This window comes from Sporichthya polymorpha DSM 43042, from assembly GCF_000384115.1.
Classification (GTDB): domain Bacteria; phylum Actinomycetota; class Actinomycetes; order Sporichthyales; family Sporichthyaceae; genus Sporichthya; species Sporichthya polymorpha.
Genome location: NZ_KB913029.1, coordinates 4,140,619 through 4,154,565 on the forward strand (window position 1 = coordinate 4,140,619; position 13,947 = coordinate 4,154,565).

Genomic DNA, 13,947 nt, shown 5'->3' on the forward strand with positions numbered 1-13,947 from the left:
GGTGTCAGTATGCTCAGCGTCAGGTGAGGTAGCGAACCTCGCGGTTCATGCCGTTCTCCATGTGGTAGTGGTTGTGGCAGTGGAACAGCCACGCACCGGCGTTGTCCGCGACGAAGTCGAACTCGACGACCCCGCCGTGGGGCGGGACGAGCACGGTGTCCTTGACCGGCCCGCGCCCCGAGGGTGTCGCCACCCAGAACGGGTGCCCGTGCAGGTGCATCGGGTGGGCGAGGTCCGCGGTGTTCGTCAGCCGGAAGCGGACCAGCTCGCCTGCGTCGATCTCGAGCGGGTCGGCGTCGGGGTACCGCTGGCCGTTGATGCGGCTGTTCGACGTCAGGGTCAGGTCGAAGGTCCGGTCGGGCGGGGTGGCGGGGCGGGTGCGCTCACCGGCGTAGTGCAGCTCGTCGTAAGAAGCCTGACGGCCACTCAGCTCGGCGGGGCGCTCGTCGACCGGCGGCGGGGTCGAGGCCGACGCGTCGGTGTAGCGCAGCACCGCGCGGGCGAAACCCTTCTTCGCCTCCGGCATGGCCGCGAGCTGCCAGACGCCGGGATTGTCGGCGGTGACGACGACGTCGTACCGCTCGCCCATGCCGAGACGCACGGCCTCGACCTCGACGGGCTCGATCGGCATCCCGTCGGTGTGAGTGATCGTCATGCGGTGCCCGGCGATCGCGACGAGGAAGCCGGTGTCGGCGCCGATGTTCATCAGCCGTAGGCGCACCCGCTCGCCGGACCGGACCTCGAGCGTCTGCGGGTCCGCCGCGGGTCGGCCGTTGATCAGGTACATCGGGTAGACCTTGCCGCCGAGTCGCTCGCCGGGGTTCGCGCCGGGTGGCGGCGGCGCGTCCTCCTCGGGCTCACCCTCGAGGTCGTCGTCCGCGGTGGGCGAGGGGCTGGGGGAGTCGGCCTGGCTCGGGGAGGAGCCCTTGTTCGCGCCGAACCCGCCGAGGAAGTCGAAGCCCCCGGCCGGTCCGCGGCCGGGGGACCCGGTCGCATGGCCGGAGTGCACGCCCGGTTCGGTGACGCCGAGACCGTCGCGCCAGTCGTCGATCATCACCGTGTACTCGCGGTCGTACGGCACCGGCTCGTCGACGTCGGAGGTGACGATCAACGGCCCGTACAGGCCGAGATCGAGCTGGTGACCGACGTGCGCGTGATACATGAACGAGCCGGCGTCGGGGACGCGGAACTCGTACTCGAACAGCTCGCCCGGGCGGACCGCCTCCTGGGTGACGCCGGGGACGCCGTCCATCGCGTTGACGAGGTTGACCCCGTGCCAGTGGATCGTCGTCTCGTCGGACAGGGCGTTGGTGAGCCGGGCGCGGACGGTCTCGCCGCGCTTGAGCCGAATCTCCGGCCCCGGCACGGCGCCGTTGTAGCCCCAGGTCGTCACGACGGTGCCCGCGAGGTCGATCTCGATCGGCGAGGCGGCCAGCGTGCCGGCGGCGTTGCCGGGCTGGAGCAGGCCGATGCCGGTGGGGCTCGGGTCCGCCGTCGGGCCGGTGGTGGTCGGCGGGGCCGGGATCAGGCCGGGCCGGTCGTCGTTCGCGCACCCGGCCAGCGCACCGAGACCGACGCCTCCGGCCACGCCGAGGAAGCGCCGGCGCGGCATCGGCCGTCCGGGTCCGGTCACCAGGTCTCCTTGGAGCGCGCGAAACGGGGCCCGGCGGAAAGCCGGGCCCCGTCGTAGAGCGAAATGTTACGTGCGTCAGCCGGAGGTCGAGGTCGGTTCCGGAGACGCGGTCTCGTCCGAGGCGGTCGAGGACGAGGACGACCCCGAGCTGGAGGACGAGCCGGACGAGGAGCTCGACGTCGGCTCCTCGGCGACCGAACCGGACGACGACTCCGAGCCGGACGAGGACTCCGAGCCGGAGGTGGTGCTCGGGCTGGCGCTCTCGTTCGGGCCGACGACCCGGAGCTCCTCCATCATGCCCTTGGTGAAGTGCGGCGGACCGTCGCCCTGGAACTCGTGCTCGGCGTCCGAACCCTCGGAGATGAAGCACAGCACCGCGTAGCGGCCGGCGGTCAGCTCGAAGAAGTTGATCGCGGTCTGGCCCGGGGCGGCGAGAACGACGCCCATCGGCTGGACCTTGCCCTCGACCTCCTCGTCGTCCATCTGGAGCAGCTCCTCGATGGACTCGGTGACGTCGTCACCGATCCGCATGAGGACCATCTCGTGGAACTCCTCGCCCTCGTTGGTGAGGGTGAGGGCGGTCAGGCCCTCGGGGCTGACCGTGGGCAGGCCCTCGAACTCGTAGTCGGCCGCGGTCGCGGAGAGTTCCTGGACGTCGCAGCGGTCGGCCAGGAAGTCGTCGACGGCCTTGTCGGCGGTGGCGAACTCCTGGTCCATGAAGAACTCGGGGTTGCCGTCGGAGATCGCCTTGTCGAGCGCGGCGGCCTGCTTCTCGACGTCCGCCTTCACCTCGGGCTGCGCGGTGCGGACGTACTCGTCGTAGAGGCTCTTGTAGGTCGCGGAGATGCCCTCGCCGACGACCTTCGGGTCCGGGCTCGCGGTCTCGGAGCCCTCGCCGCCCTCCTCGGGCGGGCCGCCCTGCAGGAAGGCGGCGTCGATGGCCACCTTCGCGTCGCAGAAGTCGTCGATCGAGGGAGCAGCCGACTGGGTCGGGGTGTTCACCGCTTCGCTCGGGGACGCGATCGGGTCGTCGTCGTCCGCGCACCCGGCGAGGAACAGGGCCGAGGCCAGAGCGGCGGTGGCGGCGAGCAGACGCCGCTTCGGGGTGTACATGCGCGGTTTCCTTCCGGGTTCGTGACCGGGCGCGCGACGTCGTGGGGCGTTCACGGCGTCTTCCCAGGCAACGCAGACCTTAGGGCGATGCCCGCCAAGTTCGGGGCGAAACGGCCCCATGAATTGGGAAGGATGGGGCTCGCGAGACGAATGTGACCGAACCGAAATAATCCCACGCTCAGTCGGGTCGGGAGAGGGACAGCCCGAAGCGTCCCGCGGCATCCGTCCACCAGCGGGTGAGGGTCAGGTCGGCGCCGTCGAGCTCCGCCACGACGCCGGCGCGGCGGAACTTTGCGGAGATCTCCGTCCGCATCTCCTCGCCGGGGACGAAGGCGACGTCGAGCCCGAGCGCCGCGATGTGCACCTGCTGCGCGTCGCGGCAGCGCAGGCGCATCTCGATCCACTCGTTCCGGGCGTCCCAGACCGCGACGTGCTCGAACGCCTCGACGGCGAAGTCGGCCCCGAGCTCCCGGTTGATCACCCGGAGCACGTTGCGGTTGAACTCCGCCGTCACGCCGGCGGCGTCGTCGTAGGCCGGCACGAGGACCTCGGGCGACTTCACCAGGTCGGTCCCGAGCAGGAGCGCGTCGCCCGGGCGCATCTCGGCCCGGACGGCGGCGAGGAACCGACGGCGCTCGGGCGGGGCGAAGTTGCCGATCGTCCCGCCGAGGAACACGAACAGGCGCCGATCGCCGGAGTCGGGGAGCCGGTCGAGGTGGGAGTCGAAGTCCCCGACGACTGCGTGGACCTCGAGCTCGGGGTAGTCGCGGAGCAGCGCGCCGGCGGCGTCGGTCAGGGCGGCGCCGGACACGTCGATGGCGACGTACCGGCGCAGGGTGCCCGCGGCGGCGAGGGCGTCGAGCAGCAGCCGCGTCTTCTCCGACGACCCGGACCCGAGCTCGACGACCGTGGACGCCCGGGTCGACGCCGCGATGTCGGCAGCCTCGCGGGCGAGGATCTCCCGCTCCGCGCGGGTCGGGTAGTACTCGGGCAGCCGCGTGATCTGCTCGAAGAGCTCGCTGCCGCGGGCGTCGTAGAACCACTTCGGCGGCAGGGTCTTCGGCGTCGCCGTCAGTCCGGCGCGGACGTCGGCGCGCAGCGCCTGCTCGGCGAAGTCCGGCGGCAGGTGCTCGGTGAGCACGAAGCGGTCGGACGTCTCGACGATGGTCACAAGCTCTCCAGGGTCAGGTTCTCGGCGGTGGCGACGAGCAGCGAGTTGTCGGGGACGTCGACCCAGCCGTCGGCGTCGTCGAACGGCTCGGAGGCGACGATCACCGCGGGGGCGACGTCGCCGCCGGGGGTCGGCACACCGCCCTGGCGGTGACACAGGATGTCGCCGGCGGTGGTGGCGACGATCTGCTCGCCGTCGAGCAGCAGGAGGTTCGTCCGGGCGCCGGTGGCCTCGCGCACCTGCGTGGTGACCGCGGCGACCGCCTTGCCCGGGTCCTCGCCCGCTTCGAGCCGGGTGAGGAGCAGCGCCCAGATCAGCGTCGAGTCGGTCAGCGTCTGCTGCCGGGCGAGGGTGGCGAACGGCAGGTCGGCGGCGAGGGACGCCGCGCTGTCCGGCCAGCCGGCGATCGCTCCGTTGTGGCTGAACAGCCAGCGCCCTGCGGTGAACGGCGCGGCCGCGCCCTCCTGCACGGGGTGACCCGGGGTCGCCGACCGCACAGCGCCGAGGATCGCGTGCGACCGCGTCACCCTCGCCAGGCCGCGGACGTTCTCCTCGCCCCAGAGCGGGACCGCCCGCCGGTACCGGACCGGCTCGGCCTGGCCGTCGACGTACCACCCGAACCCGAACCCGTCGGCGTTGAGCAGCCCGTGCTGCTGGCGCCGCGGGGCGTACGACTGCCGCTCCAGCCCGAACGGGGCCGCGTACACGAGGTCGTGCAGCGACGCCGACGGTCCGAGGTAGGCGAAGTGACGGCACATCAGAACCCTCGGGGGGCTCCGCCCCCCGAGCACCCCCCAACAACGTCGCGCGCGGTACGACTGTGCCCATGTTCCGGACCCGCGCTTCGCGCGGTCCGGAAGCCGACAAAAATCTGACGCCGGATCGGGTAGTCCCAGTTGCGGAAGGTGCCGCGGCAGGCGACGGGGTCGACGGCCCAGGAGCCGCCGCGGAGCACCTTGTACTCGCTACGGCCGCCCGGCGGTGGGAAGAAGACCTCGGAGTACTCGCGGTACGGGAACGCGCGGAAGCCGGGGTAGCCGGTGAAGTCGCTGCTCGTCCACTCCCAGACGTCGCCGATCAGCTGGTGCACACCGGCGGGGGAGGCGCCGTCCGGGTAGGCGCCGACTCCGGCGGGGCCGAGGTGCCGGCCGCCGAGGTTGGCGCGGTCCGGGGTCGGGTCGTCGTCGCCCCACGGGTAGCGCCGCGAGCGGCCGGTCGCGGGATCGTGACGGGCGGCCTTCTCCCACTCGGCCTCGGTGGGCAGGCGCCGTCCGGCCCAGCGGGCGTAGGCGTCGGCCTCGTACCAGCAGACGTGCTGCACCGGTTCGTCCGGCACGAGTTCGGCCTCGACGCCGAAGCGGCGGACCACCCAGCCCGGACCCTCGCGCCGCCAGAACTGCGGGGCGTCCCACCCGGCGGAGCGGATGTGCGCCCAGCCGTCGGGGTGCCACAGCCGCTCGTCGGTGTACCCGCCGGCGGCGACGAACTCGGCGTACGCGGCGTTGGTCACCGGCGTCGTGTCGAGGAAGAACGCGGGGACGTAGACCCGGTGCGCGGGCCGCTCGTTGTCGAGCGCCAAGGGTTCGAGGTCGGTGCCCATCTCGAACTCGCCGCCGGGGACGAGCACCTCGGCGGGCAGGTCGCGCGACCGGCGCGGGGCCGGGGGTGCGGTCAGGACCGCCTGGCCCTCGCGCAGCTGATGCGTCGCGAGCATCGTCTCGACGTGCTGCTGCTCGTGCTGGGCGACCATCCCGAAGACGAACCCGTTGCGGGTCAGGGGATCCGCCCCCTGGAGGGCCGCCGACTCGAGCAGGTCGAGCACCCGCCCGCGGACCTCGTGGACGTACCGGCGCGACTCGCTCGGGTCGAGCAGTGGCAGTGCCGGCCGGTCCCGCCGGGGGTGCCGGAACGCGTCGTAGAGCTCGTCGATCGTCGCGGGCAGGATCGCGTCGCGCTGCCCGACCTGCCGGAGCAGCCAGAGCTCCTCCTGGTTGCCGATGTGCGCGAGGTCCCACACCAGCGGCGACATCAGCTCCGAGTGTTGCCGCGTCAGATCCCGGTCGTCGACGGCGTCCGTGAGCGCCCGGGTCCGCCCCCGTGCCCGCTCCAGGTCGGCCGCGATCCGCTCCCGCAGCCCCTCCTCCGTCCCCGCCTGTTCAAAAAGGGTGACACCCTTTCTTGACAGCGGCGTGGCGTCCGGTCGTGCGGCCGTGGTCACGGCATCTCCTTCCCGAGCGGCACAGTCCCGGTGGACCAGGCGTCGAGGGTGTCGTCGGCGGGGCAGCGGCCCCGTTCGACGTAGCGGTCGGTGAACGAACTGAGCGCGGGGGCGAGCCCGGCGGCTTCGAGGCGGCCGAGGGCGCCGAGGGCGGCGGTGAAGCAGCCCTTCGCGGCGACGGCGAGTTCGGGGTCGGCGAGGGCGTCCCGGCGGGCGCGGGCCAGCACGGACGGGTCGGGCGGGACGCACTCCAGCGCCTCCCGGGCGCGGTCGGCCGCGGTCGGGTCGGAGCACAGTGCCCACACCAGGGCGAGCGCGGCGCCGGCGTCGGCCTCGGTCCGCTGGGCGTCGACCACGCGGAGCTCGAGGTGCCCCCGCGGACGGACCGGCGGGAACAACGTCGTCAGGTGGTAGGCCAGGTCGGCCTCGGTCACCGGCCGGGGCCCGCGCCCGCGGAGCCAGTCGCGAAACGTCAGGCCGGGCGGGGCGCTCCAGTCCGGGCCCTCGGTCCGGATGCACAGCACCGGCGCGGCGAGGGCGTACTCGGTCCACGCGGTGCGCGGGTCGAGGCCGGGGACGGGGACGGGTACGGGCCGCGTCCGCGCCGGGTCGAGCGCCGCCCACACCGCCGCGCGCCCGGAGCGGGTGCCGCCTCCGGGGCCGGCCGCCACGGGGGAGTTGGCGAAGGCCGCGACCAGCACCGGCGTGAGGGCGTGCAGGAGGTCCCAGCGCGCGTTGACGTCCTCGCCGACGTCGAGGTTGATCTGCACGGCGGCGGTCGAGCACATCATCGAGCGGCCGGCCGCGCCCTGCCGGTCGAAGTACGCCTCCATCGCCGCGTAGCGCGGTTGCCGGAGGACGCGAACGGGCGGTCGGAGCGGGTCGAGACCGAGGCCGACGAGTTCGAGACCGGTGCGCGCCAGGGCCGCGCGGAAGGCGGTGACGTCGTCGGTGATGCGGCGCAGACCCTCGACGGGGTCCGGGAACGGGTCGCTGGAGAGTTCGAGCTGGCCGCCGGGTTCGACGGTGAGGCGGCCGGTCGTCAGCCTGCCGGTGTCGCGGAGATGGGCGGCGGCGGAGCGGGCGAGGTCGAGATCGACGGGGGAGAGCTGGCGAGCCGGGTCGCCACGGTGGCGCAGGAGCCATTCGAGTTCGATGCCGACGAGGCGCGGCGGCCCGGTCTTGAAGCACGTGCTCGCGACGTAGGTCTCCGCGGCGACCTCGGAGAACCGCTCCGCGGCGTACCCCCGGTCCATGCGTCGGCCCCGGCGTTCGTCCATGGCCGCCACCTCCGGTCGCCCTCGGCTCGAGCAGGTGCGCGCGAACTGCCCGTCCGCACGTTCTTCGAACCCTAGGCACCCCCACCGACATTCCGGGACCGCCAAATCTGATGATCAGCTGACGATCGGGTGCGCTACCATTGTGTCTCGACATCAAGATACTTCGGATCGAGACAGAAGTAAGGCTTACCTCACAAACTTCGGCCCGCGGCACGGGCGGGAGGATGACGAGGTGTGCGGAGAGAGGGAGACGTCGTGAGCGCTTCGGTGGACAGCTTCGGCAGCCGCGGGACCTTGGCGGTCGGGAACAACAGCTACGAGATCTACCGGCTGAGCGCGGTCGAGGGTGCGGCGAGCCTCCCGTTCAGTCTGAAGGTCCTGCTCGAGAACCTGCTGCGGACCGAGGACGGCGCGAACATCACCGCCGACCACATCCGCGCGCTCGGCGGTTGGGACCCTACGGCGGAGCCGGACACGGAGATCCAGTTCACCCCGGCCCGCGTCGTGATGCAGGACTTCACCGGCGTCCCCTGCGTCGTCGACCTCGCGACCATGCGTGAGGCCGTCCGCGACCTCGGCGGCGACCCGAACAAGGTCAACCCGCTGGCCCCGGCCGAGCTCGTCATCGACCACTCCGTGATCGCCGACTTCTTCGGCACCGGCGACGCCTTCGCGCGCAACGTCGAGCTGGAGTACGAGCGCAACTTCGAGCGCTACCAGTTCCTGCGCTGGGGCCAGACGGCCTTCGACGAGTTCAAGGTCGTCCCGCCCGGCACCGGCATCGTGCACCAGGTCAACATCGAGCACCTGGCGCGCGTCGTGATGGTCCGCGACGGGAAGGCGTACCCGGACACCTGCGTCGGGACCGACTCGCACACGACGATGGTCAACGGCCTCGGCGTCCTCGCCTGGGGCGTGGGTGGCATCGAGGCGGAGTCGGCCCTGCTCGGCCAGCCGGTGTCGATGCTCATCCCGCGCGTCGTCGGCTTCAAGCTCTCCGGTGAGCTGCCGGACGGCGTCACCGCGACCGACCTCGTTCTGACGATCACCGAGATGCTGCGCGAGCACAAGGTCGTCGGCAAGTTCGTCGAGTTCTACGGCCCCGGCGTCTCCGCCGTGCCGCTCGCGAACCGCGCCACCATCGGCAACATGAGCCCGGAGTACGGCTCGACCGCCGCGATGTTCCCGATCGACGGCGAGACCCTGAAGTACCTCGAGCTGACGGGCCGTCCGGCCGAGCAGATCGCGCTCGTCGAGGCGTACTGCAAGGAGCAGGGCCTCTGGCACGACCCGTCCGCGGAGCCGCGGTTCTCCGAGCACATCGAGCTCGACCTCTCGACGGTCGTCGCCTCGATCGCCGGCCCGAAGCGCCCGCAGGACCGCATCGCGCTGACCGACGCCCAGGCCGCGTTCCGCACCAGCCTGCGGGACTACGTCGACCACACCGACTTCGACGAGCGCGACTGCAGCGAGGTCGACCACGCCTCCGCCGCCTCGTTCCCGGCCAGCGACCCCGCGGGCGCGGCGCCCGGCGACGAGCACGCCGACGAGACCAACGGCGCCCCGCGCGTCCCGGTCGGTGCCGGCAGCGGCCGCCCGTCGAAGTCGACGTCCGTCACGCTCGCCGACGGCTCCACCTTCGAGATCGACCACGGCGTCGTCACGATCGCCGCGATCACCTCGTGCACCAACACCTCCAACCCGTCGGTCATGATCGGCGCGGCGCTCGTCGCGAAGAAGGCCGTGGAGCGTGGCCTGACCCGCAAGCCGTGGGTGAAGACGACCCTGGCCCCGGGTTCGCAGGTCGTCTCGGACTACTACGACCGCGCCGGTCTGACGCCGTACCTCGACAAGGTCGGCTTCAACCTCGTCGGCTACGGCTGCACGACCTGCATCGGCAACTCCGGCCCGCTGCTGCCCGAGATCAGTCAGGCGATCAACGACGCGGACCTCGCCGTCACCGCAGTGCTCTCCGGCAACCGCAACTTCGAGGGCCGGATCAACCCCGACGTGAAGATGAACTACCTCGCGTCGCCGCCGCTCGTCGTCGCCTACGCGATCGCCGGGACCATGGACATCGACATCCTCAACGACCCGCTGGCGACCGACCCCGAGGGCAAGCCGGTCTACCTGCGCGACATCTGGCCGTCGACGGCCGAGGTCGAGGAGGTCCTCGCGGGCGCGGTGACGCAGGACATGTTCCTCAAGGACTACGCGGACGTCTTCGCCGGCGATCAGCGCTGGCAGTCGCTGCCGACGCCGACCGGCTCGACCTTCGAGTGGGACGCGAACTCCACCTACGTCCGCAAGCCCCCCTACTTCGAGGGCATGGCGATGGAGCCGTCGCCGGTCAGCGACATCACCGGCGCGCGGGTGCTCGCGAAGCTCGGCGACTCGGTCACGACCGACCACATCTCGCCGGCCGGCTCGATCAAGGCCGACTCGCCCGCGGGCAAGTACCTGACCGAGAACGGCGTCGCCCGGGCCGACTTCAACTCCTACGGCTCGCGCCGCGGGAACCACGAGGTCATGATCCGCGGCACGTTCGCGAACATCCGGCTCCGCAACCAGCTCGTGCCGGGCGTCGAGGGGGGCTTCACCCGCGACTTCAGCCCCCTCGCTGCCGAGGCCGGCCAGCAGAGCACGATCTACGACGCCTCGGTGAACTACCAGGCCGCCGGCATCCCGCTGGTGATCCTGGCCGGCAAGGAGTACGGCTCCGGGTCCTCCCGTGACTGGGCGGCCAAGGGCACCGCGCTGCTGGGTGTGAAGGCCGTCATCGCCGAGTCCTACGAGCGCATCCACCGCTCGAACCTGATCGGCATGGGCGTTCTGCCGCTGCAGTTCCCGGAGGGCCAGACGGCCGACTCGCTGGGCCTGACCGGCGAGGAGACGTTCGACATCGTCGGCGTGGACACCCTCAACGGCGGGGAGATCCCCTCCGAGGTGACGGTGCGCGCCGGGAATGTGGAGTTCGCCGCCAAGGTCCGGATCGACACCCCCGGCGAGGCGGACTACTACCGCCACGGCGGCATCATGCAGTACGTGCTCCGCAAGCTCATTTGATTCGTTGCGTCCGGCCAACTGAGGGCTGTAGGCCACAATTGGCCGGACGCACGCGAAAGTTCTGGAGGACTGGGTGGGGTTGCTCGAGGAGATCTCGGGGCCGGCAGACGTCAAGCGCCTGAGGCCCGCCGAGCTCGAGACGCTCGCCGCGGAGATCCGGAACTTCCTCGTCGAGGCGGTCTCGCGCACCGGGGGCCACCTCGGGCCGAACCTCGGCGCGGTCGAGCTCTCGATCGCGCTGCACCGGGTCTTCGACTCCCCGCGGGACCGGATCGTCTGGGACACCGGGCACCAGGCCTACGTCCACAAGATCCTCACCGGGCGGGCGGCGGACTTCACCACCCTGCGCCAGAAGGGCGGCCTGTCGGGCTACCCGTGCCGGGCGGAGTCCGACCACGACGTCATCGAGAACTCCCACGCGTCGACCGCCCTGTCCTACGCGGACGGCCTGGCCAAGGCGTACGCGCTGCAGGGGGAGACCGACCGCGCGGTCGTCGCGGTCGTCGGTGACGGCGCCCTGACCGGCGGCATGGCCTGGGAGGCGCTGAACAACATCGCCGCCGCGCCGGACCGGCCGGTCGTCATCGTCGTCAACGACAACGAGCGCTCGTACGCGCCGACGATCGGCGGGCTCGCCAACCACCTCTCGGTGCTGCGCACCAAGCCGAACTACGAGCGGTTCCTGCGCTGGAGCGGCACCCGCGTCCAGCAGACGCCGGTGGTCGGGCGCACGGCGTTCCACGCCCTGCACGGGCTCAAGAAGGGCCTCAAGGACTGGCTGGCCCCGCAGGGGATGTTCGAGGACCTCGGGCTCAAGTACGTCGGCCCGATCGACGGCCACGACATCGGGGCCCTCGAGGCCGCTCTGATGCGGGCGCGCAACTTCGGCGGGCCCGTGATCGTCCACGCGATCACGCGCAAGGGTGCCGGCTACGCCCACGCCGAGAACGACCTCGCCGACCACTTCCACGGCATCGGCGTCCACGACCCGCTGACCGGCCGCCCGCTCGCGGCCAAGAGCGGCCCGTCGTGGACGTCGGTCTTCGCCGACGAGATGGTCGCCGTCGCCGACGAGCGGCCCGACGTCGTCGCGATCACCGCGGCGATGCTGATCCCGGTCGGTCTGCACCACTTCGCCGACAAGCACCCGAACCGCGTCTTCGACGTCGGCATCGCCGAGCAGCACGCGGTGACCTCCGCGGCCGGTCTCGCGATGGGCGGGCTGCACCCCGTCGTCGCGGTCTACTCGACGTTCCTCAATCGCGCCTTCGACCAGGTCCTGATGGACGTGGCGCTGCACGGCTGCGGTGTGACGTTCGTGCTCGACCGCGCCGGGGTCACCGGCGAGGACGGGTCCTCGCACCACGGCATGTGGGATCTCGCGATGCTGCAGCCGGTCCCCGGCCTGCGCCTCGCGGCCCCGCGCGACGCGACCCAGCTGCGCGCGCAGCTGCGCGAGGCGCTCGACGTGAACGACGCCCCCACCGTGGTCCGCTTCCCGAAGGGGACGGCCCCGGAGGAGGTCCCCGCGATCGACCGTGTCGGCGGCGTCGACGTGCTGCACCGCGCGGGGGAGCCGGACGTCCTGCTCATCTCCGTCGGTGCCATGGCGACGACCTGCCTCGACGTCGCGGAGCGCCTCGGCGACCAGGGCGTCGGTGTCACGGTGGTGGACCCGCGCTGGGTCAAGCCGGTCGACCCGGCGCTCGTCGAGCTCGCCGCCGGGTATCGCCTGGTGGTGACCGTCGAGGACTCCGGCCGGGTCGGCGGTGTCGGTGCGACGATCGCGCAGGCGCTGCGGGACGCCCGGGTGCGCACGCCGGTCCGCGACTTCGGCATCCCGCTGCAGTTCCTGCCCCACGGGACGCGCATCGAGGTCCTGGCGGAGATCGGCCTGACGCCGCAGGAGATCTCCCGCGAGGTCGTCGAGATCGTCGCCGGCCTGTCGGACGTACCCGAGTCCGCCGACCGTCCCGCCCCACGTGCCTGAGGCTCATTCCGAGCCTGTTCCGGCCGACGGGCCGACGGGCGCTCCCGAGCCCGCGCTGATCGAGCGCACCTCGCGTGAACGCACGTCCGTCGACCTGCTCGTCCTCGGGGCCGGGACCGCCGGCCTGGCCGCCGCCGCCCGCGCGGCCCGCCGGGGGCGCAGCGTCCTGGTCCTCGACCACGCCGAGCACGTCGGCGGTCTCGCCGCCAGCTTCGACCTCGCCGGGATGTCCGTCGACTACGGCAGCCACCGGCTCCCGGCCCGCCTCGCCCCGGACGTCCTCGCCGACCTGGAGAAGCTGCTCGGGCCGGACCTGCAGACCCGCCGGCGCACCGCCCGCGTGCGGGTCGCCGACCGCTGGGTGCCGCTCGAGCGTCCCGCGTCGGACCTGCGGCGCCTGCTCCCGCACCCGATGGTCACCGCGATGATCTGGGACGCGACCCGCACCGCCCTGCACCGCCGCGGTGGCGAGGACTACGCCGACGCGATGCGCGCCCGGGTCGGCCGGCGGATCTACGACGCCGTCCACGAGCCCTACGCCCGCAAGATCTGGAACCAGCCCGGCTCCCGGCTCGACGCCGACGCGACCGGCCGGATCGTCGGCGCCGACATCACCTGGCGGGCCGGTCGCAAGTACCGCGCGGCGGGCTCGGAGTACCGGTACCCGCGCCGCGGATTCGGGCAGATCGCGGCCGCGCTGGCCGACGCCGCCGTCGAGGCGGGGGCGGAGATCCGGCTCGGCACGGAGATTGACGCCGTCGAGCCCGCGTTCGGCTCGGTGACCGTGAGAACCTTGGAGGGCGCAAGTCTGACGGGTCGTCACGCGTTCTCGACGCTGCCGCTGCCCCGGCTTGCGCGCTCGACGCGACCCGGTCCGCCGCTGGGGGCGATCGAGACCGCGACGCGCCTGCGCTTCCGCGCGATGGTGCTGGTCTTCCTCGTCCACGAGGGCGGCCGGTGGACCCCGCACGACTGCCACCACCTCCCCGGCGACGACACCCCGGTGCTCCGGATCTCCGAGCCCGCGAACTACCGCGACAACGCCGAGGACCCCACGGGGCACACGGTGCTCTGCGCGGAACTGCCCTGCGCCGTCGGGGACGAGATCTGGACCGCGAGCGAGGCCGACCTCGCCGACCTCGTGGTCGAAGCGGCGGCGCGCACCGACCTGCCGGCGATCCGGGTGGCGCAGGTCCAGGTCCACCGCTCGGCGATGTACTACCCGACCTACACCCTCGGTTACGACCGCGACCTCCACGGCCTGGACTCCTGGCTGCGCGGCATCCCGTCCGTCACCTCGTTCGGGCGGTTCGGGCTGTTCTTCCACGACAACACCCACCACGCCCTGCTCCTGGCCCGGGAGGCGGTCAACGCCCTCGGCCCCGACGGCGCGTTCGACCACCTCCAATGGGAACGCGGGCGCGAACGCGTCGAGGCGTTGCTCGACTGACCGTTGCGTCCGACGATGTGGCCGCA

Annotated in this window: 9 protein-coding genes; 3 read left to right on the forward strand and 6 right to left on the reverse strand. The window is 72.3% G+C overall.

Translation table 11 applies throughout. The features are described 5' to 3' along the window. Nucleotides 1-19: 19 nt before the first annotated feature. From SPOPO_RS35315 to egtA, 6 genes are all read right to left on the reverse strand, one after another. Complete coding sequence (locus SPOPO_RS35315; RefSeq protein WP_211210931.1) at nucleotides 20-1,633, reverse strand: multicopper oxidase family protein; 1,614 nt, start codon at nucleotides 1,631-1,633, stop codon at nucleotides 20-22. A gap of 75 nt (nucleotides 1,634-1,708) precedes the next feature. Further along, nucleotides 1,709-2,746: a hypothetical protein gene (locus SPOPO_RS0120190; RefSeq protein ID WP_028984948.1), complete on the reverse strand. Its 1,038-nt coding sequence runs from the start codon at nucleotides 2,744-2,746 to the stop codon at nucleotides 1,709-1,711. A 178-nt stretch (nucleotides 2,747-2,924) separates the two neighbouring features. After that, complete coding sequence (egtD, locus tag SPOPO_RS0120195) at nucleotides 2,925-3,917, reverse strand: L-histidine N(alpha)-methyltransferase (RefSeq protein ID WP_019876853.1); 993 nt, start codon at nucleotides 3,915-3,917, stop codon at nucleotides 2,925-2,927. After that, complete coding sequence (egtC, locus tag SPOPO_RS0120200) at nucleotides 3,914-4,675, reverse strand: ergothioneine biosynthesis protein EgtC (RefSeq protein ID WP_019876854.1); 762 nt, start codon at nucleotides 4,673-4,675, stop codon at nucleotides 3,914-3,916. Before egtC ends, egtD begins: the two co-directional genes overlap by 4 nt. Continuing rightward, nucleotides 4,675-6,102 (reverse strand): ergothioneine biosynthesis protein EgtB, encoded by a 1,428-nt coding sequence (gene egtB / locus SPOPO_RS0120205; protein WP_051098665.1) that lies wholly within the window; start codon nucleotides 6,100-6,102, stop codon nucleotides 4,675-4,677. The genes egtC and egtB overlap by 1 nt, the downstream gene beginning before the upstream one ends. A gap of 29 nt (nucleotides 6,103-6,131) precedes the next feature. Continuing rightward, nucleotides 6,132-7,415 carry an ergothioneine biosynthesis glutamate--cysteine ligase EgtA gene (egtA, locus tag SPOPO_RS0120210; protein WP_211210932.1) on the reverse strand — a complete coding sequence of 428 codons (1,284 nt, stop codon included), beginning with the start codon at nucleotides 7,413-7,415 and terminating at the stop codon, nucleotides 6,132-6,134. 255 nt (nucleotides 7,416-7,670) lie between these two features. Here egtA and SPOPO_RS0120215 point away from each other — a divergent pair, with 255 nt between their 5' ends. The 3 genes from SPOPO_RS0120215 (at nucleotide 7,671) to SPOPO_RS0120225 (ending at nucleotide 13,921) form a co-directional block, all read left to right on the forward strand. Then, nucleotides 7,671-10,481 (forward strand): aconitate hydratase, encoded by a 2,811-nt coding sequence (locus tag SPOPO_RS0120215; protein WP_019876857.1) that lies wholly within the window; start codon nucleotides 7,671-7,673, stop codon nucleotides 10,479-10,481. 73 nt (nucleotides 10,482-10,554) lie between these two features. Next, nucleotides 10,555-12,471, forward strand: a complete 1,917-nt coding sequence (dxs, locus tag SPOPO_RS30745; protein ID WP_051098413.1) for a 1-deoxy-D-xylulose-5-phosphate synthase — start codon at nucleotides 10,555-10,557, stop codon at nucleotides 12,469-12,471. After that, nucleotides 12,464-13,921 (forward strand): protoporphyrinogen/coproporphyrinogen oxidase, encoded by a 1,458-nt coding sequence (locus tag SPOPO_RS0120225; protein WP_019876860.1) that lies wholly within the window; start codon nucleotides 12,464-12,466, stop codon nucleotides 13,919-13,921. The genes dxs and SPOPO_RS0120225 overlap by 8 nt, the downstream gene beginning before the upstream one ends. Nucleotides 13,922-13,947: the final 26 nt, after the last annotated feature.